This is a genomic window from Flavobacterium sp. KMS, assembly GCF_000813005.1.
In the GTDB taxonomy this organism is placed as follows: Bacteria; Bacteroidota; Bacteroidia; order Flavobacteriales; family Flavobacteriaceae; genus Flavobacterium.
In genome coordinates, this window is sequence record NZ_JSYP01000008.1 from 70,327 (window position 1) to 92,463 (window position 22,137).

Genomic DNA, 22,137 nt, shown 5'->3' on the forward strand with positions numbered 1-22,137 from the left:
ACCTATTAACTTTGAAATACAAAGTACTTTTAAAAAAACTAACCGAAAAAATATGAAGGATTTATTAATAGAAAAAATGTACGAGTGGTCTCGAAAACCATATCAGAAATACATGAAGAAAAATGCGCCTTGGGAAATTAACAAGGATGAATTACTTGCCTTCCCCGAAGGAAGTTTAGGATATGGTTTGGGAGATTTTCTTCGTAGAAACAATTTTGATATTCAAGCCAAATTAGAAGATCATGACATCATTCATGTATTGACCAATACCGGAATTACTGTTATAGACGAAATCGGAATGCAATATTATCTTTTGGGTAATAGCAAAAAGAGTTTGTATTTGTTTATGGTAATTCTATCAGGGACTATCTTCTATCCTACTCAACTTGGTTATTTCTTAGAGCAATATAAAAGAGGAAAAAAAGCAATGCCTTTTTATTATTTGGATTTCTCCAAAATGTTACTCACTCCTATTCAATCCATTAAAAAAACTTTTAAAATTTAAAACGATGAAAGATGATTTAATTAACCATGAAAAATTTGAATGTAGAGCATCAACTGAACTCACCATTGGTAGTCTTATAATTTGTTCGCTCTTTTTTGCACTGTTTGTACTTGTAGAAGACAACTCTTATATCTTGATTGTTGGCTTTCTTTTTACCGTTGCCGCTTTATTTCTTAATGCCATAATGTTATTTCATTTAGTAGAGAGTTTCATTTCTATACCAAGTCAAAGGGAATACATAGGTCGTAAGATTTTAATTCTATTATCAAACATCCCTATTGCGCTTTTGTACTATACAATCATTATCAAACTTAATTTATTATAAAACCTTAAAACAACTTTACAATGGAAACAAACGAAACTCCAAAACCGACCTCTATTTTTCAGTCTAATACTGCCAAAATGATTATGGTAGGCTTACTTACTCTATTTTTATTAATTCCTCTGGAATATGTAAAAAATTTAATCTCGGAACGCTCTTACAGACAAAACGATGTTATTAGTGAAATCAATGATAAATGGGGAGAAAGTGTCTATATCTATGGACCTATATTAAAGATTCCCTATACTTCTTATCAGGAAACAGTAACTATAAACGAAAAAACGAAAGAAACGGTAAAGCAAAAAGTGGCATCTACAAGATATGCCTATTTTTTCCCTCAAGAACTAAATATCAATTCGAATATTGACACGAAAATACTGAATAGAAATAATTATGAATCGGCTGTATTTACAACTAATATGCAATTTAACGGTAATTATATTCAACCCGATTTTAGTAGCAAAAATATTGCTCCAGAAACCATTCAATGGGACAAAGCAACTATATTAATTAAAACTACAAATTTAAAAAGTATAAAAGAGGAAGTTAAAATTAAAATTGGAACTACTAACTATGTTTTTGAACCTGTATATAATTCGTCTAAATCGGATACTACTGAGGCTCTTGAAACAGGTTACATCGATTTAACAAAAATACTATCGTCTCCTAAAACCGATTATAGCTTTGGTATTACTTACAATGGTAGTAAACAAATTAAGATTGTCCCGATTGGGAAAACTACCAATGTTGGAATGAAATCTAATTGGGCTTCTCCTAGTTTTACTGGTAATTTCCTGCCTGATGATAAAACCAAAAAGATAAGTGAAACTGGCTTTACAGCAAATTGGAAAATTTTACATATTAACAGAGCATTCTCTCAACAAGCTTTTGATATTCTGCCTGATTTAAGTATGTATAGTTTTGGGGTTGACTTTGTGATTCCTGTAGATCAATACCAACAAAATGAGCGTGCATCTAAATATGGTTTTCTTGTTATCGGACTTACATTCTTGATTTTCTTTTTGATCCAGAATATGAGCAAGATCAGTATCCATATTTTCCAATACTCAATGATTGGTTTGGCTCTAATTATGTTTTATACTTTATTAATTTCGATAACTGAACATAGTAATTTTACCAAAGCGTATATATTATCTGGAATAGCCGTTATATCGCTTATTACTGCTTATTCATTTTCGATTTTAAAGAATAAAAAATTCCCCATATTCATCGGATTTTCACTCACCGGATTATACACTTTTATTTATGTTATTATCCAATTAGAGAATTACGCATTATTGGTGGGAAGTGTAGGTTTATTTTTAATTCTTGCAGCTGTAATGTACTTTTCAAGAAAAATAGATTGGGGTAAATAATATAATCTATATAAAAAACAAAAGCCACTTATATAATTAAGTGGCTTTGCTTTTATTTATAAATAGTGAGACTATTTAGTCAAGATTCCGTTTTGATCAATTAGATACACTAATGATGCCATTGTCGCAGCTCCAAGTTCTAATTCTCTTTTGTTTATTGCATCAAATTTATCATTGGCTGCATGGTGATAATCAAAGTAACGTTGTGAATCTGGTTTTAATCCAGCTTTTACAAGTGGTTTAGCCGATGTTAAATGTCCGATATCTGAACCACTATGTCCTTTTACAAAACTATGTATTAAATAAGGCTCAAATAAACCTTTGTAGCTTTCGATTTTCTTAAAGTTTTCATCGTCTGTCTCAAAAGAGAATCCTCTTGGACTAAATCCTCCTGAATCACTCTCTAAAGCAAAAATATGATTCTCTTTATTTTTTTGTGCCATCTCTTCGTACATAGCTCCACCTTTACCTCCGTTTTCCTCGTTCATAAACAATACTACACGAATTGTGTTTTTAGGTTTATATCCTAAGTTTTTAAGGATACGAACTACTTCCATACTTTGCACTACTCCTGCTCCATCGTCATGAGAACCATCGGCTAAATCCCAAGAATCAAGATGTCCACCAACAATCATAATGTTTTCTGGATGTTCTGTTCCTTTTATTTCTCCAATTACGTTATGTGACAATACATCTGGTAATTGCTCGCAAGATTGTTTAAAGTAAAATTTTAAAGTTGGATTTTTCTTTAAAGACTTACTCAATAATTCTGCTCCATTTGTACTAATTGCAGCCGTTGGTATGTATTCTGATTTTGGTAAATCGCCATAACTTTGTGCTCCTGTATGAGGAAAATCATCTAATCTTAAATTCATCGAACGAACAATTGTTCCTACTGCTCCAAATTTAGCAGCTTCTTTTGCTCCTGCATATCTTTGATCTACACAACCTCCGTATGATTTAAATGTTTCTATATTTTCAGGATCCATTGGTCTGTTAAAGAATACAATTTTTCCTTTTACTTTATCTCCTAGTTCGTTTAGCTCTTTAATTCCCTTTACTTCGATTACCTCTGCGGTAATTCCAGTTTTTGGTGTAGCTATAGAACCTCCCAAAGCTGTAATTGGTACTACAGTTTTTGTTTTATTGTCTAAAATGTAAGCTGTTTCTTTTTCTCCACGAACCCAATGTGGCACCATTACTTCTTGAAGATATACTCTGTCTAGTCCAATACTTTCTAATTGATTTTTAGTGTATTGTACTGCTTCTGCAGCATTTGTTGTACCAGATAGTCTCCCTCCAATATCGTTAGATAAATATTCTAACCAAGTGTAACATTTCGCTTGGGTTAGCGCAGCTTTGTAAATTGATTTAATGTTCTTTTCATCTGGTGTTTGTGCAAACGACACCAATCCTGTTAAAAGAAAAACAGTTAATAAAGATGTTTTTTTCATTGGTTATATAGCATTTTGTATGGTTAATTATTCTGATTTTAACTTTATTCAAATCAGTTTCACAAAGGAACAAAATTCTTTACAACTCCGTGAAATTTTCCAGAACCTTTTCTGAAGATTAAATCTAAATTATTTTACTTCTATAATCTGATTTTTTTCTGCAATACCATTTTCATTAAAAGCTTCAATAGTAAAATAATACTTTGTTCCTTTATCTAAGCCTCTAAAGTCGTATGAACCTTCATCATAAACCATTATACTGTTGTATAATTTATCAGGAGCAATTCCGTAATAAATATTATATCCTATTGCATCTGATTGCTTTTTCCAAGAAATCATAGCATTACGAGAATCTGTAGCACTTCTGTCTACTTTAAATTCAGAAACTGACTTTGGTTTTTCTAACAATCCGTTTCCAAAAACTCTAAAATCTGATACTGCAAATAATCCTGAAGCATGATGAATATTCACCATTTTTATGTAACGTGCCTTGATTGGTTTTGTTAGTTCGACATAATCATGTGGTACATCTTTGTCATTTCTAGACTTATCTACAACCAAAGTCCAATTTACAGCATCATCAGACATAAAAATTTTATACTGATAATAAATATCCATTGCCTTATTGTATTGCGTTGCTTTATGATCGGCATAATTTATTTGCAGTGCATTTATTTGCATCTTTCTACCTAAATCTAGCTGTAACCATTCGCCTGGATTACTTGTTTTTGCCGACCAATAGGTCTGAATATCTTCATCGGTTAAATTACTAGCTCCGTAACAAAATTTCTCAAATACTTTTTTCCCTCCGTTATCAACTCTATGTGTTTGAACTTCCATACATTCTTCTGAAGAAGAAACCGTTACTGGCTTTTTATATGATAATAACATCCAACCTGCAGAAGCTCCTTTTGTCTGATCACGTTGTTTTGTCGGTAAGACTATCGGAAAATCACCATAAGATGTAATAGAGTACATTACATCATCTTTGTCAAATCCTGCCGGAAACATATCGATACGACGCTCAAAACGGTCTTTTATGGAGATTTTACATGTTCCTGTATTCCAATAATTCCCATAATTATCTGCAAAAGTATTTCCGTGTCCTGCTCCTATTACAAAACCTCCTGGTTTATATGACATCGGATTGTGTTTTTGATAAACAAATGGCCCTAACGGATTATCTCCCACATGTACTCCATTGGCATAACCTTTAAACTCGGTAGCTGGCGCTCCGTATTGCATATAATATTTTCCGTTGTGTTTGGTCATCCAAGCTCCCTCGATAAAATTCCCCCACGGCGCAGGTTCCATATCATTATTAGGTCCAAAACGTTCCCAACCATGATTTGCAGGATCTAAACCTACTACTTCTTTTATTTCGCCATATGGATGCTGAATATCCTCTACTTCGGTTGCTGCATATAGTTTGGCATACTCTGCCTGATTTCCTACTGGCAACCATGTTTTATAATCTACTTCGGTACCCACAAGTGGTAATTTTCCACTTGAACCATAGTACATATATACTTTTTTATCATCGTCCTGAAAAATTGCCGGATCCCAAGTTGGTAACATAGCTGTATCAACATGTCTTGTCCAACGTCCGGATTTTGGGTTAGCTGTTTTCCAAATAGGATGGTCTTTTTTCCAGGTTGAACCTACATAAAACATAGTGTCGTTTACAACCCAAGCTGCTGGCGCACACTGATCATCATCGGCGGGACGTCTCTGAAAACTACCGTAAACAAATTCCCAATTGGACATATCTTTACTCCAAAAGAATCCTGCCTGATTGGTGCCAAATAAATAGTATTCATTTTTATAGGTAATAATCACAGGATCTGCGCTCGAACGGCGTGATTCGGGGATTCCGTTATGGTTTTCGGTCGTGTAATTGTATCCAATATTTACTGGATTACAATATGTTGATGCTGGTTTATTTGGATCAAACCATTCCGTTTTTCCAAGAAGGTTTGTTTTAGGTTCTGATGTATGAATTTTACATCCTACCAAAAGCAACAAAAGTGCTGCTAATGAATATAGTTTATAGTTAATTTTCATCATATCTTTTATATTTTACACATAATCTGGCTGAATCTTATTCTCTCAAAAAATCTATTTTTTAGTCTTTATTCTTTCGGCTAATAATTCTGGTTCGTTGGTTGTGATGTAGTCAAATTTATTTTCAATAATCCAATCCATATCATCAACTTCATTAACAGTCCAAACATTTAAGCTTATCTTATTATCTTTTGCTTCTTTTATCCAATCCGGATGTTTTTTAAAAACTGAATAATGATAATCTACACCTGTAATATTATCTAGTTTTACTTCTTTAGGAGATTTATTTCCTTCTAGATATTGTAATGTAGTTTTTGAATCTACTTCTCTAATTTGTTTCAGGATTTCGTAATCAAAACTGATATATGTAGTTACTTTTTCAGCTTTAAGCTTCTTTACTGTTTCCACCACTTTTAAGGCAATTTTCTTCCCTCTTTCCTTGCTTACTCCCGACGGTTTTATTTCGCAAACTAAAGTTGTGTGTTTATTATTTTTTTGTCCTTCCAGAATATACTCTCGTAAGGTTGGTAGCTTTTCTCCATTAGAGAGTTTAAACTTTATTAAGTCGGCATATTTTGTTTCTTCAACAATTAGTTTGTTATAATGTGGGTCGTGATTTATAACAAGAGAATCATCGACTGTCATGACTACATCAAATTCTGACCCTACCGCTTTTAAATCGATAGCATGCCTAAGTGCAGCTATAGAGTTTTCTGGTAAATTATTTTTTTTCCAAGCTCCTCGATGTGCAACAATTCCGTTTTTTGTAACATTACAAGAAGTGAAAACAAATATTGTTAGCATAAAAAATGCGCTTAATATTTTACTAGCATTCATTGTATAATTTTTTAAGGTTTAAAATAGTTAATAGGTAGCGAGTTTACTTAAAAACTACGCCATTTTAAGTTAAAAAAAAGGCCCTTCGAAACCAATAACGAAGGGCCAAACACGAATCAATCAAACCAACCAATTACTTGATTAACTCAAAACTAACTTTCTTCTCTGCATTTGAGTCAGTTCCAACAAATATGTCGAATTGTCCTGGCTCTGCAATAAATTTTAAGTCTGAATTGTAAAATTTCAAGTCTTCAACAGTAATTTCAAAATTCACAGTTCTTTTTTCTCCTTTTTTAAGGTCTATCTTTTGGAAACCTTTAAGTTCTCTTACTGGTCTTGTAACAGATCCTACTAAATCTCTTATGTATAATTGAACTACTTCTTTACCGTCATAATTTCCTGTATTTGTAACATCAACAGTAACATTTAGTTTTCCTGTGAAGTTCATTTTATCAGATGAAATTTTCAAGTTTGAATAGTCAAAAGTTGTATAACTTAATCCGTAACCAAAAGCGTATAAAGGCTCATTTCTTTCATCAATAAAGTTTGATCTGAATTTCTCAAATTTTCCTTCTTTGTTTACAAGTGGTCTTCCTGTATTTTTTTGGTTGTAATAAATAGGCACTTGTCCTACGCTTCTTGGGAATGTAGATGTTAATTTTCCTGAAGGATTCTCATCTCCAAACAAAACATCTGCAATTGCATGTCCTGCTTCACTTCCTGCAAACCAAACATTAAGGATAGCTGGAACTGTTTCGCTTTCTTCTTTTATTACTAACGGACGACCATCAAATAAAACTACAACAACAGGTTTTCCTGTTTTTAATAATGCTTGTAATAAATCTTTTTGTGCTTGTGGAATTTCTAAGTTAGTTCTACTACTACTTTCTCCGCTCATCTCTGCAGATTCTCCAATTGCAGCTACAATTACATCTGATTGTGAAGCAACTTTTAAAGCTTCTGCAAGTAATTCTTCCTTAGTTCTGTTATCACGGTGTAATGTTTTTCCAAACATTGTTGCTTTCTCTTCAAATTCAGCATCATAATCAAGATTACTTCCTTTTGCATAAAGTACGTTTGTTGATTTTCCTGCAACATCTTTAATTCCTGCTAATAATGATATAGCAGTTTTCATATTTGTAGCAACACTCCAAGTACCTGGCATATTTTCTTTGGCATCAGCCAATGGTCCAATTACTGCAATTGTTCCTGATTTTTTTAAAGGCAATAATTGATTTTCATTTTTTAATAAAACCAATGATTGTGAAGATATTTTTCTAGCTTCGGCTCTATGGCTTGCAGTAAAAATTTCTGTTTTAGCTCTTTTTGGATCACAGTATTTATAAGGATCTTCAAACAATCCTAAATCGTATTTTGCTTCAAGAATAAGACGCACAGCATTATCTAATTGTTCTATGCTTACTTTATTCTCTGCCAATGATTTTTTTAATGTAGTAAGGAATCCTTCTCCTACCATATCCATCTCTACACCTGCATTTAATGCTAATGCTGATACAGTTTGTAAATCACCCATTCCGTGATCGATCATTTCTGGAATTCCAGTATAATCTGTAACTACAAATCCTTTAAAACCCCATTCTTTTCTTAAAACATCGGTCATTAACCATTTATTTCCAGTTGCTGGAATTCCGTCAATTTCATTGAAAGATGCCATAACCGAACCTACTCCTGCATCAATAGCAGCTTTGTATGGTGGGAAATATTCATTATACATTCTTATTTTACTCATATCTACCGTGTTGTAATCACGTCCTGCTTCTGGCGCACCATATAAAGCAAAATGTTTTACACATGATAAAATAGTATTCTTTTTTGAAAGATCGTGTTGTTGGTATCCATTAACCATTGCTTTTGCAATTTCACTACCTAAATACGGATCTTCTCCTGAACCTTCAGAAACTCTACCCCAACGTGGATCACGAGAGATATCTACCATTGGTGAGAATGTCCAGTTAATACCATCTGCACTAGCTTCTTGTGCTGCAATTTGAGCACTTCTTTCTATTGCTTTCATATCCCAAATACAAGATAATCCTAGCGGAATTGGGAATGTAGTTTCATAACCATGAATAACGTCCATACCAAAAAGCAAAGGAATTTTCAATCGGCTTTTTTCGACTGCAATCTTTTGTACTTCTTTTATCTTTTGAACTGATTTAATATTGAATAGTCCACCTACTTTTCCTTCTTCAATATTTTTAGCAACATTAGAACTATTAGCCTGACCAGTTGTTATATCTCCAGAAGTTGGTAAATTTAACTGTCCGATTTTTTCATCTACTGTCATTTTTGACATCAACTCTGAAACGAACTCTGATCTTGGCTTAATTTTTACAGTTTTTTTGGCTTCTTTTTTTTGAGCATAACTCAAAAAAGCACATCCTAAAAAGAGTATTACTAATTTGTTTTTCATTCTATGGGTTTTATTTATTTCTTACTTGTTTAAACATCCAATCATAAATTTCCTGGTTGTCATATACTCTTGACCAACTATCATGACCTGCATCATCAAAAATGGTCAACTCTACATTGCTATTACATTTTTTTAATTCTTTATAAATTGCAATCGCATAATCTATATTCACGACATCATCCATTAATCCATGGAAAATACGTGTTGGAATCTTTGCTATTTTACAGGTTTGCTCTAATTGAATTAAATCTACAAACCCCGAAATAGGAACTATTGCTGCAAACATATCCGGATGTGCAAAAGCTAAATTCCATGTTCCCCAACCTCCTAAACTTAATCCTGTAACATAAATTCTATCTGAATCTATATTGTTTTCTTTCTGGATTTTTAAGATCAATCGGTATAAAACTTCTGCATCCCATTCTTCGCCTTCTGGACATTGTGGAGCAAGAACATAAGCATCGAGTTTGTGATCTTTTAAATACTTAAATGGACCGTGAATTTTTACTTTCTCAATATCGGTTCCTTTTTCGCCTGAACCATGAAGAAAAATTAGCAATGGTTTCTTCTCTTTTATATCCGCTGGAATATGCAATGCGTACCCTAGTTCATGTTTTTGAATGATTTCGGTTTTGATCTTCCCATTTACAGTTGTTTGAGCAAAAGAAATGAACGAAAATAATAGAGCTACTACTGCTAATTTATACTTCATATTAAAACTGTTTTCTAGAATCCGTATTTACCTGAGTGAAAACCTAATCCTATCAATCCTTGTTTAACTTCTGGAGCATTCATAAATAATTTCCATAATAAACCCGAACGATAGTTCTCTAGCATAACCACTTCTGGGCCTTGGTCTATCGCCAAATAGCGTTGAGCAGTCCAACCGTATTGTAAACTACTAGCATCGTAAAATCCTGCTACTCCCCAAGTATCTTTTTTATGATTTTCGTATAAATTACGCATCACTGCAATAGATTCTTTTGGTGTGTAAACAATTGAGCTAATTGCAGCTGTTGGCGCAATAACTCCTACATCGTTACTTGGCATATGCGCATTGTAACCTGTAGTTCCGTCAGGATTTCTAGAATAAGATGCTGTTAATCCCCAATAATCAGAACCGTATCCTTTAAATTTCTTAGGATTTTCTACACAATACTCATAATCGATCTTTACGTGATTTACATTAAGATCCCAATAGTTTGCATATTTATCAGTTAATTGGTTTGGATCAAGTCCAACATATGAATAATGTGCCCAAAATAAAGGACCTCCAAACTCTTCAGCTCCATTATGTTTTAGAATTAGGGGAATATTATATTTGGTTTTATCCGTAACTATTCCCCCATTTCTTGCCCAACCTTCGTGGTATTCTTTCGGCGTAATTGGGTGTGTTGGCGAAGCTGCCGCCAATATGTAAGTAATTAAACATTCGTTATATCCTTCTAAAGGAAAATTCATTTGCCAATCGTAAGTAGGCGACCAATGCCAATACAAGAAATTCTTGTTATTGGTGTACCATTTCCAGTCTACCCCTTTCCAAAGTGCATCGTATTTTTTTGCAACCGCTTTTTCTGCATCAGAACCATTTTTTAGGTATTCACGAACCGTAATCATTCCGCTAACTAAAAATGAAGTTTCTACTAAATCTCCTCCATTATCTTTAGTTCCAAATGGTTTTACTTTTCCTGTATTTCCATCAATCCAATGTGACCAAGCTCCGTGAAAACGGTCGGCTTGAGCCAAGAAATCAGCTATTTTATTAAGTCTCTCTGTACCTTCTTTTTTTGTAATGTAACCTCTTGACATTCCAGACACAATTGCCATTAACCCAAAACCAGAACCTCCGGTCGTAACAACATTAGCATCATTTTCGGGATAAACCCCATCAGGATGATAGCGCTCTCTCGCCAATCCCGAGTTTGGTTCAGCATAGTCCCAGAAATACTTAAAAGTTTGTTTTTGCACTACATCCATAAGCTCTTCATCCGATAGTTTTACAACTGTGGGAGCTACAGTACTCTCTTTAGATTTGTCCATTTTTGATCCACAACCTAAAAAAACAAAAGCCATCAATAAAACTGAAATTCTAATCATTATAAAAATTTATGCAATTAATAAATACCACTTCCTCCAGAATATGGAGGAAGTGATTATTTGGTATTTTAGTAACCAGGGTTTTGATTTGAGTATCCTACAGATTCTCTTATGAAAGTTGTTGGAAGTGGAAACAATTCATGTCTACCCACAATAAAATTTTTCCCGTTAGGGAAAGCAGGGCTTACGTCTGCTTTCATCGCAGCTTCTGCTTGACCAGTTCTAATAATGTCAAACCATCTGTCATGTTCAAAAGCTAGTTCTACTCTTCTTTCTTTCCAGATTGCTTTTCTAACATCATCTTGAGAAGAAAAAGGTGTATCTCCTAATTTTGCTCTTTTACGAACTTGATTTAAGAAAGGAATAGCTGCTGATGTTTGTCCTAATTCATTTAAAGCTTCCGCTTTCATTAACAATACTTCAGCATATCTTAAATATCTAAGATTTGTATCTGTAAATTCTTGATTATAAAAAGCAGATGAATATGCTTTATAATTATACCTTGGGTTATCTACTGTCGAAGGTACTTCTCTACCATCGTATAAAGTAGATCCTTTAAAAATAATGGTAGCACTTCTTCTAACATCTCCCGCTTCATAAGCATTTGCTAAACCTTCAGAAGGTATGTTGAACCCCCAACCCCAGCCTCCAGCTCCACGTGGTGCTTGAGAAGCTGTATAATTTCCAATCCCAAATCCTGGGGAAGAAGTTGAACCTACTCCGTTAATTTCAAAAATAGATTCAGGACCAAATTCTCCATCTAATTTATACATAGAAGCATAATCTGAAACTAGAACATATCCAGTTACTTTATCACAATTGTCAATTACTTTTTGCCAATTTTTTTGGTATAAATTTACTTTTGCTAATAAAGCAAATGCAGCACCTTTAGAAACACGCATTCTATCAGCACCTGAATAAGCTGATTTTTCAGGTAAATTTGCTATAGCATCATTTAAATCACTTTCAATAAAAGCATAAACTTCTGCTGTAGTCTTGCGGGTCAATTGCATTTTTCTATCATCTTCCGTAATTGGAACACTAGCCAAATGATCTACAATAGGAACTCCTCCATATCCTTTTACTAAAGTAAAGTACATAAAAGCTCTCATAAACTTGGCTTCCCCCTCTAATCTCACTTTCAAACTAGGTGTTACCTTATCTAACTTAGGAAACATTGCCAATGCCTGATTGCATCTGTTTATACCTGCATAATTAGCATCCCAAGTAGATTGAAAAGATGGAGTCGAAGCATTATAAGTTAAAGCATCAATAATACCTTTATCAACACCATCATCCCCAGAGTCAGCACCTTTATCGGCATCGTCAGAAATAATACTTGTAACTGCGTTCCAACCAAAAGAAGACATGTCCCAATTTAAAAACTGATTGTAAATCGCCGTTACAAAACCTGAAGCTCCCGCATCACTATTCACTAACGCTGGATCGGCCGGAACAGCTTGTGTTGGATCTACATCTAAAAATTCATTTGAACATCCAGAAAAGAATAATCCAGAAAGAACAAACATTGATATATATAATCTTTTCATAATATTAAAATTTTAAATTAGCACCAATAACAAATGATCTCAATGATGGGTAAGCATCTAGCTCAACTCCCTGAGTACCTTCAACTAATTTACCATCACCTGTGACATCAGGTGAAAACCCTGAGAATTTTTGTGTAATGAATGGATTAATTGCGTTTACATATATTCGGCAAAAACTAATAAACTGATCTTCTCTAAGAGGAAGTTTATATCCTACAGTAATATTATTGATTCTGAAAAAATCTGCAGATTCTAAATAAAAAGTTGAAGCAAAAGGAGTTTTATTAAAAGGTGCAGGAGTTGAAGCTGTTCCGTAATTACCAACTAAAGAAGCTTCTATATTTTCTCCTCCAAAACGTTGTGCTTTTTTACCGTTGTATACTTTTGCTCCTCCTGTTCCGTAACCGTCAACAGAAAAATCAAAGTTTTTGTAGTTCGCTCCTAAAGTAATCCCATAAGTAGAAGTTGGTAAAAGTGAACCTACATACTTTTTATCATTAAGTTCATCTAAACCTTCCTGAACAACTTTAGTACCATTTGCTTTGTAATACAACATTTCGCCATTATCTGGATCTACACCTGCATATTGAAACATATAAAAACTACCTAAAGGCTGACCTATAGCAGTATTGTCAAGCAATTTAACATTTTGTCCATTTGATAAACTACCACCAATTACAGGAGATAATTGAACATTTTTAAGACTAGTAAGTTCATTTTTATTATAAGAGTAATTACCTCCTACCCAATAACTAAAATTGTCGTTTATTCTATCATCCCAACGTAATGCAACTTCATATCCTTTATTAGATACTTCACCAACATGTGCAGGTGTAGGTAGAGTAATTCCTGAAGCTGAATATGGCTTAACATTCAAAATTGTATTTGTTGTGTTTTTGCTATACGCATCAAAAGATCCTTTTAATCTATTATTCAACAATTCAAAATCAAAACCTCCTGAAAGTTCCTCTACAATCTCCCAACCTAAACTAGGATCTATTTGAGAATTGATAGTTGTACCTGAACCAAAACCAGGGTAATCTAATCCTGAAGTTAATATCTGAGTATTAAGTGGTACATTTTGATTTCCTAATCTACCCCAAGAACCTCTTAATTTTAATAAGTCTAATCCTTTAATATCAGCTAAGAAACTTTCTTTTGTCATAATCCATCCTAAACCAACAGATGGAAATGTTCCCCAACGTTGATCATCAGAAAATTGTGATGAACCATCACGTCTTACAGTACCTGTAAGTAAATATCTATCCATTAATTTATATTGAAAACGACCAAAATAAGATGCTAATCTTCTTTGATTAAGAGCTTCATCTTTGTAACCTGTTACTGAACCAGCAACATTTACATTTTCTAAAGACCAGTAATTAGAGTCTGGATATACGTTCTTTCTATCAATTGTTAATTTCTGTCTGGTACCATTTACATTAGATTCCATACCTACTGTAACTTCAATATCATGAATATCACCAAAAACTTTATTATATGTTAGGTAGTTAGATAAATTCCAATTGAAATATTCATCTCTTCCTCTTGTTAATGTATTTATATTTAACTCCTTAGGATAATCTCCTTGTATACGATTAGGATCTGCTGCTAACCAAAGAGCAACATTATCTACATAATTATATTGCTTGTAAGTGTAATACTCTGCATTAAACTGTGAGGTAAACTTTAATGATTTACTAATCTCGTAATCTAATTTTAACCCACCTTGCAAAATAACACTTTGTTGTTGCTCATTAGTATAATCTAACTGAGCTACTGGATTTCCAACATTATTAAACGATTTATTACCATTTTCAGCAATAATTCCTGTTGCTTCATTTATAAATGGCACTCCGTATTTTCCGCTAGGAAAACGTACAGGAACTAATGGAGATTGTCTGTAAGCAGCAGAAAATGCACCTAAAGGCATTGGTCTGTTTTTTATAGTAGTCACACTTAAATTTTGAGACAATTTAAGCTTGTCTGAGATTTTATACTCGTTATTATTTCTAATAGTTGTACGACCATAATTTGATCCATTCAAAATTCCTTTTTCTTCATAATTACCTACACTAAAAAAGTATTTAACCGTTTCTGTAGATCCAGAAATAGCAAGATTATTTTGAGAATAAGTTCCCGTTCTTGTTATTTCATCCATCCAATTTGTATTATATGGCTGATCTTTAGAAAATCTTCCTTGTGGGTATTTATCACTAGAAGCTAAGTTATTATAGCTAACAAATTCATCATTATTAGCCATTTTCACTTTTTTCAAAGGAGTTCTAAAACCGGTAAAACTCTCCAATTCAACGGTAAGTTTACCTTTTCCAGCTTTAGTAGTAATCATTATTACACCATTAGCACCTCTTGTCCCGTAGATTGCAAGTGCAGAAGCGTCTTTTAAGATTTCATACGAAGTAATATCATTAGCATTAATGTTATTGATATTCTCTGTAGGCATACCATCTACCACATATAATGGGTTTCTTCCTCCTAATGCAGTACCAGCTCCTCTAATTACTATCGAAGGAGTACTTCCTGGAGCATCAGAAGATGATACCTGAACCCCTGCAGCTTTACCTTGTATTGCCTGAGAAGCATTCATTACTTTCATTCTTGTGATTTCCTCTGACTTAATTGAGTTAACTGCCGAAGTATTATCTATTTTCTTTCTTGTTCCGTATCCTATAACAACAACTTCTTTTAAAGCTGTATCTTCTGATTCTTTTAAAACAATACTCATAGGAGTTGAAGTTGCTTTAATAGTCGAAGCTTCAAAACCAACCATGCTAATTTTTAATGTCTCGCCTACTTTGGCTTTAATTTCAAAATTACCATCAAAATCTGTGTCTGTTGAAGTTCTAGATTCTGTGGCAACGACCATTGTTCCTGGAATTGCCATACCCTGTGAATCCAAAACCTTACCTTTAATTACTTGACCAGACATATATGCTGGAAGTAGAATGAGCGCTAATAAGCTAAAAATAAGATTTCTCATATATTAATAAATTGTTAAAGTTAGTTTGTCAAACTTAGATAATTACAACGTTATAGTGCGTTAAATAGAAATACTACATGACTACATCAAAACAGCAAAAAAACACATTAAGTCAATGGTTTTTAATAAATTACAAAAACACAAAAACACCATCATACATCATGTTGATGTAGTAATGATGTATTGTTATATGATAAAATTTAAAGTTAAATAATATATTATCCCTAAAAAAATAGGGTGTTTTTATATATTTAATAGAAAATTAGAAAGGTTTTCGTCCTGTACAAGGTTCAATTTCTTCCTTAATCGATAACGATGTAGTTCTACTCCTCTAAATGAGATGTTCATTAGAGGTGCAATCTCTTTTGAGGAAAGATTCATTTTTAGGTAAATGCAAAGCTTAATATCCTTTGAAGTCAGGTTAGGATATTTTTGAGAAAGAGTTGTGATAAACTCGTTGTGTATCTGATTCAGATTATTTTCAAAAGTTTCCCACTCATGTTTATTAACAGCATTTATTTTAATCGCTTTCTTTATTTCACTTTTGAGTTTATTAAAATCTGCTTCAGAATCTAGAATGCCTTGTATCTTTTCAATCATTTCGCTTTGCTTGGCAATAGAAAGTGATTTACCTGCTACCTCTGATGATTTAGTTTGTAACTCTAGTTCAAGAATATGTTTTTGGTACTCTTGACTATTTAAATCATTCTCGGCTTTCAATTCCATTTCCAGAATTTTCTTTTGATGTCTTAGCTCTTCTTCTCTTAATTCAAGTTTTTGTAAGTAGCGTATGTTATTCCATTTATAATAGATATACAAAACAACACCTATAATAGACAAATACAACAAAAGCATCCAAGCAGAAAGATACCATGGTTTTGCAACTACAAATTCAAAATTTGCAATCTTACTATAACTTAAACCATCATGATTAAATATTTCGACATCGTGAGAACCGCTATTTAAATTGTTCAAAACAATTAAACCGTCTTTTATGGGAATAAATTTATTTTCTCCATTAATTTTATAAGACAAATTTGGTTTTGATGCCCCAAATATTCCTGAGATTACATTTATTTTTAATTCGGTATTATAATTTATACTCGAATTATTCTCTATCAAGTTTTCGTTATTGAACGCCTCAACCTCTAAATTTAGTTTTTCTTTATTGATGTCTTTTAATTGAAAAGAAATAAAACCATCATCCAGATTTAATAAATAGTTATTGTTATTTTTAAAAATATTCAGATTGTCATTAATTATTTTACCCTTATAATATTTCTCTTGAATACTGTTCCAGATAAATTTATTACCATTTGCATAAATGTGATACAAAAACCCGTCTTGTAGCAATATAAAATGACTTTCGTCAATAGCAGCTACATCAGAAATATTACTAAAATTCGAATTAAAAAGTTCGTTTCTCTCTAATTGATTCGCTATCGAATTATAAGTGTACCACGTTTTATTTATTAAAAAGAGTATTTCCTTTCTAAACTCAAATATTTTTACACCAAAATCATTTTTAATTTTACTGTGTTGCGTAACGTTTTCTACCTTTTTTGTCTCGTAATCGTCGTTATATAAAATTCTATATAAACCTCTATAATTATCAGCTGCCCAAACTTCATTTTTTTTGTTTTGAGCTACATATTTTATAGGTTTCTTTAATCCGTTTAAGATAACTTTTTCATCTAAGTTATTAATGTCTTTATACACAACAACTCCGCTGTATGTTGCTTGAAAATAAGAATTACCAATACTACTCTTAGTCAAATTCCAACCTCCATTTGTTGTATTTAATTTAGAAAACTGTCCATTTTCATACAAGAATGTTCCTTCGTTATGACCAGTAAAGTATTTAGAACCTATTTTACTTATATTCCAAGCCTGACCTTGACTATTAGGAATCAATGAGAGCTTTTTATCTACATATTTAAAAACACCATGGTTAGATGCCATTAAATATCCCTTCTCGATGTTTACAACTGAATATACTGATCCTAAAACTCCCGAATTATCATAAAAAATAGATACTGGCGAAGTAACTTCAATATGCGCTATTCCGTTATCGAGTCCCAACCATAAATCATTTTCTTTATCCAGCCCTATACTTAAGATAGAATTGTTCATCAATACATTTTTTCTATTGATGTTTTTAAAAGAATTATCATTAAAGTCAAACATATAAATCCCGTCTCCGGCGGTACCAATTATAAGCTTGTTATTTTTTAAAAATCGGGCAACATTTATATTGGCACTTTTTAGGATTCCATTTAATGGATTATTCCAGGCAATTAAAGTTCCTTTATCTTCTACAAAAATTCCGTTTTTATGTGTAAAAATGTATGTCTTATTCTTATACTTTTCGATCGCATGAATAACATTATTTCTTAAGGTATTCCATCCTTTTACTGGGCTTAATTTATCCCCTTTTAAAACATAAACACCATGTTCTACAGAAGCTACAAGCAACTGATTATTGATAATAAAGCAATAGGATATTAAAAACGGTAGTTTAGTTTTCTTGATTCTTTTTCCATCATAAGCAAAAACTTGATTAAATGATTGAAAGTATATTACATCATTAAATTTAAAAATCTTCCATACTTCTTCATTTTCATTTTCATCAAATACTCCCCTATTTTTAGAGATAGAAACATACTTCATTTTTCCATCTTCTCTATACCAATAACCAAACTCTTTATAGGAACCTGAATAAATCTTATCTCCTTCGACCATTATCGAGCGAATGATAGTCTTGTTTGGCAAAGTATATTTTTCCCAAACTACTCCATTATAACGCACCAAATAATGATTATTTGCAAAATACATCGCATTATCATTTCCTTGCGCAACACTCCATATCTGATTATCACCTTCGTAATTAGATTTATTATAGTTTTCTACAAAAGGGAGTAACTCTTGAGCATGAACTTGTAACGCTATAAAAATAAGGAAAAGTGATTTAAGAAGATTTGATTTCAAAATATTGGTATTTATCATCAAATATAATCACATTTATTCAAATTTTCATATAAAAAAAGCCTCTCGATGAGAAGCTTTTTTTATAAAATAATGTGTTATATCTAGTTTTTAAGCAAATGATGAACTTGATTTGCAATTTCAAATTCTTCATCTGTAGGGATTACCAAAATTTTGGTTCTAGACGCTTCTGTATTGATTTCGCGATTAGATTTAGAACGAATTTCATTTTTCTCATTATCTAATTCAATTCCAAAAAACTCCATATCAGTACAAACTAATTTTCGCATATAAGATGAATTCTCCCCTATTCCTGCTGTAAAAACAATAGCATCTAAACCATTTAAAACGGCTGTATAGGAACCTATATATTTTTTTATTCGATAAGCATTCATTGCCAATGCCAATTGGCATTCTTTATTACCTTTTTCTGCCTGAGCCTCAATATCTCTTAAGTCACTAAAACCTGTAAGACCAAGCATTCCGCTTTGTTTTTGGAGTATTGTATTAATCTCTTCTAATGAATAATTTAAGGTATTTTTCATATAGAAAATTATCGAATGATCAATATCACCAGCACGTGTTCCCATTATTAAACCATTAGCAGGTGCAAATCCCATTGTGTGGTCAATACTCTTACCATCTTTAACCGCTGTCATACTACAACCGTTACCTAAATGTATTGTAATGATATTTTTACCTTTTGTATCAGTATGTTTCTTCAAGTATTTAATAGCATTCTCCGAAACATATTTATGACTTGTTCCATGAAAACCATACATACGTATTTTATTCTCTGTCAAAAGCTTGTCAGGAATAGCATATTTGTGAGCTACAACTGGTATTGTTTGATGAAAAGCAGTATCAAAAACTGCAATTTGTTCCGCTGTATCAAAAATTTCTTCAGCAACATTTATTCCTTCAAGATTTGCAGGATTGTGTAATGGTGCTAATTCGAAAAGTTGCTTGATTTTGGCTTTTATTTTTTCATCAATCTTAACTGTTTTGGTAAATTCACTTCCGCCATGAACCACACGATGTCCAACAGCATTAATCTCTGAAGTACTTTTTATAACACCTGTTTCTCCATTTAAAAGTAAGCTGGCTACCTTTTGTAATCCTATTTTATGTGTTGCAATTGGCAAAATTTCTTCAAAAGAAACATCTTTTGTTTTATATGTTACATTCGAACTTTCTAAACCAATTCTGTCAATCATACCAGAACAAATCACTTCATTTGCTGGCATTTTCATTAATTGATATTTTATAGAAGAGCTTCCTGAATTTAAAATTAATATTTTCATTGTTATTTTTTTAGGTGCTAAGGCACTAAGTTTCTAAGTTCCTTTTTTTTATAAGCTTAGTTTTTTTACAGATTTTTAATTAATTACAATCCTTGCGCCTGAATTGCTGTAATAACAACTGTATTTATAATATCATCTACGGTACAACCTCGGCTTAAATCATTTACAGGCTTATTTAATCCTTGCAACATTGGCCCAATTGCCAGTGCTCCTGTTTCTCGCTGTACTGCTTTATAGGTATTGTTTCCTGTATTTAAATCAGGGAAAATAAGTACGCTTGCTTGTCCTGCAACTTCAGAATCTGGCATTTTACTTTTTCCAACACTTCTATCTACGGCTGCATCATATTGAATTGGCCCTTCAATTTTTAAATCAGGACGTTTTTGTTTAACAATTTCCGTAGCAGCTCTTACTTTCTCAACCTCATCTCCTTTTCCAGAAGTTCCGGAAGAATAAGATAACATTGCAATTTTTGGTTCTATCCCAAAAGCCGCGCTGGAATCTGCTGATGAAATAGCGATTTCAGCCAATTGTTCTGCCGTTGGGTTAGGATTTATAGCACAATCTCCAAACACCGAAACACGGTCTTCTAAACACATAAAAAACACCGATGAAACTACAGATGAGTTTGGTTTGGTTTTAATAAACTGTAAAGCTGGTAATATTGTATGTTGGGTTGTATGTGCAGCACCAGAAACCATTCCGTCAGCATGCCCTTTATAAACCATCATGGTTCCAAAATAAGAAACATCCTCCATTAAATCTCTTGCCATAGTAATGGTCACATTCTTATTTTTTCTAAGCTCATAATAAGTATTCGCATAGTCTTCATAAAATGGAGATTCTATTGGATTTATAATTTTAATTTTCGAAAAGTCAAAAGTAATTCCTAATTCAGCCACCTTACTTTCTATTTGTTTTTTATCTCCAATTATCGAAATATCAACCACATCCATTGCCAATAATCTCGACGCCGCTATAATAATACGCTCATCGCTTCCTTCTGGCAAAATAATATGTTTACGATGCTTTTTGGCTCTGGTTACCAAGTTATACTGGAACATTTTTGGTGTCATTCCTTCTGCCACAAAAGTGATTAGTTTCTCAGATAAACTATCTAAATCAACATATTTTTCAAATGTATTAATTGAAGTTTCTATTTTATGCTCATTATTTGCATAAATTTTCGATTTAACAGCACCAATTTGGTTCGTAATATTATACGTTCCACCCTCTACCGAAATAATTGGAACAATAGGCGAAAGTCCTTCTATTAACTTCAAAATACTCTCTTCGGGAATAATATTTCCTGTAAGTACAATTCCTGATATCGTAGGATAATTGGCCGATTCATTAGCCTGTAAAGCACCTAAAATAATATCGGCACGATCACCAGGAGTAATAACTAAACTATTTTCTTTTAAATGCATTAGATAATTATGCAATTGCATCGCTCCTACACTAAAATGTCCCGTTTGATTATTTAAATGTGCTGCTCCAAATAAAACCTTAGCATCTAGTTCATTTACAATTTCCTGAACTGTTGGATTATTCAAGCTCGAAATAACCGGGATAGCATTAACCAAAACACTTTCTGGAAGGCTTTTTTTCAATCCTGAAGTTACCAATTCAACATTCTCAATTTGAACTTTATTTGCAATAACCGCTAGAACTTCTACCTCTTTTATTTTAAAAGAATTATATACAAGAGAAAGGTTATCTACCAATTCATCTAATGTTTTACCAATTCCTGAACCAAGGATAATAGTTGGAATTCCTAAATTCTTAGCAATTAATACATTTGTATCCAGTTCTATTACTGTTCCTTCTCCTGTAAAGCTAGTTCCTTCGACTAATACAAAATCAAAACGCTCTTCGAGACGTTTGTATTTTTCGATTATTAAGTCTAATACTTCTCCTATTTTGCCTTTATTCTTCTTCTTGATTAATTTACTTTTTGTGATAGCAAATGCATCTTCAAATTTAATGTCTAGATTAAAATGTGTAATCACAGTTTCGATATGATTATCCAATTCTCCGTCGATAAAATCCTCAACAATGGGTCTAAAATAGCCCACTTTGGCAGTTTTCCCCATCAACATACTCATTAACCCTAAAGTAATAATCGACTTACCACTATTCTGCTCGCTTGTTGCTATATATACTGCTTTACTCATAATTTTATTGTTTAAAAAACATCTAAAAATA

At 32.6% G+C, this 22,137-nt stretch carries 14 protein-coding genes; 3 read left to right on the forward strand and 11 right to left on the reverse strand.

Going from position 1 to position 22,137, the window contains the following annotated elements:
* The first annotated feature begins 52 nt into the window (after positions 1–52).
* The 3 genes from OA93_RS09830 to creD are packed head-to-tail and all read left to right on the forward strand — an operon-like array spanning position 53 to position 2,203.
* Positions 53–505, forward strand: a complete 453-nt coding sequence (locus OA93_RS09830; protein WP_039113089.1) for a hypothetical protein — start codon at positions 53–55, stop codon at positions 503–505.
* Positions 506–509: 4 nt separating this feature from the next.
* Positions 510–830, forward strand: a complete 321-nt coding sequence (locus OA93_RS09835; protein ID WP_039113013.1) for a hypothetical protein — start codon at positions 510–512, stop codon at positions 828–830.
* Between the two features lie 20 nt (positions 831–850).
* The gene (gene creD / locus OA93_RS09840; protein WP_039113014.1) at positions 851–2,203 is read left to right on the forward strand and encodes a cell envelope integrity protein CreD; all 1,353 of its coding nucleotides are present in this window, start codon (positions 851–853) and stop codon (positions 2,201–2,203) included.
* 71 nt (positions 2,204–2,274) lie between these two features.
* Here the strand turns inward: creD and OA93_RS09845 are convergent, their stop codons facing one another.
* The 11 genes from OA93_RS09845 to pta form a co-directional block, all read right to left on the reverse strand.
* On the reverse strand, positions 2,275–3,657 hold the full coding sequence (locus tag OA93_RS09845; protein WP_039113015.1) for a M20/M25/M40 family metallo-hydrolase: 1,383 nt from the start codon (positions 3,655–3,657) through the stop codon (positions 2,275–2,277).
* 129 nt (positions 3,658–3,786) lie between these two features.
* Positions 3,787–5,724: a discoidin domain-containing protein gene (locus tag OA93_RS09850; protein ID WP_240474720.1), complete on the reverse strand. Its 1,938-nt coding sequence runs from the start codon at positions 5,722–5,724 to the stop codon at positions 3,787–3,789.
* A 51-nt stretch (positions 5,725–5,775) separates the two neighbouring features.
* Complete coding sequence (locus OA93_RS09855) at positions 5,776–6,558, reverse strand: glycerophosphodiester phosphodiesterase family protein (protein WP_039113017.1); 783 nt, start codon at positions 6,556–6,558, stop codon at positions 5,776–5,778.
* 133 nt (positions 6,559–6,691) lie between these two features.
* A complete protein-coding gene (bglX, locus tag OA93_RS09860; protein ID WP_039113018.1) occupies positions 6,692–8,992 on the reverse strand; it encodes a beta-glucosidase BglX in 2,301 nt (766 codons plus the stop codon).
* Positions 8,993–9,002: 10 nt separating this feature from the next.
* Entirely contained in the window at positions 9,003–9,704 is a 702-nt protein-coding gene (locus tag OA93_RS09865; RefSeq protein ID WP_039113019.1) for a prolyl oligopeptidase family serine peptidase, read from the reverse strand.
* Between the two features lie 14 nt (positions 9,705–9,718).
* Positions 9,719–11,089, reverse strand: a complete 1,371-nt coding sequence (locus tag OA93_RS09870) for a glucoamylase family protein (RefSeq protein WP_039113020.1) — start codon at positions 11,087–11,089, stop codon at positions 9,719–9,721.
* A gap of 68 nt (positions 11,090–11,157) precedes the next feature.
* A complete protein-coding gene (locus tag OA93_RS09875; protein WP_039113021.1) occupies positions 11,158–12,639 on the reverse strand; it encodes a RagB/SusD family nutrient uptake outer membrane protein in 1,482 nt (493 codons plus the stop codon).
* A 4-nt stretch (positions 12,640–12,643) separates the two neighbouring features.
* Positions 12,644–15,640, reverse strand: a complete 2,997-nt coding sequence (locus OA93_RS09880) for a SusC/RagA family TonB-linked outer membrane protein (protein ID WP_039113022.1) — start codon at positions 15,638–15,640, stop codon at positions 12,644–12,646.
* A 243-nt stretch (positions 15,641–15,883) separates the two neighbouring features.
* Positions 15,884–18,628, reverse strand: a complete 2,745-nt coding sequence (locus tag OA93_RS09885) for a histidine kinase (RefSeq protein WP_039113090.1) — start codon at positions 18,626–18,628, stop codon at positions 15,884–15,886.
* Positions 18,629–18,729: 101 nt separating this feature from the next.
* Complete coding sequence (locus OA93_RS09890; protein WP_039113023.1) at positions 18,730–19,929, reverse strand: acetate kinase; 1,200 nt, start codon at positions 19,927–19,929, stop codon at positions 18,730–18,732.
* Positions 19,930–20,012: 83 nt separating this feature from the next.
* Positions 20,013–22,106 carry a phosphate acetyltransferase gene (gene pta, locus OA93_RS09895; RefSeq protein WP_039113024.1) on the reverse strand — a complete coding sequence of 698 codons (2,094 nt, stop codon included), beginning with the start codon at positions 22,104–22,106 and terminating at the stop codon, positions 20,013–20,015.
* Between the last annotated feature and the right edge of the window lie 31 nt (positions 22,107–22,137).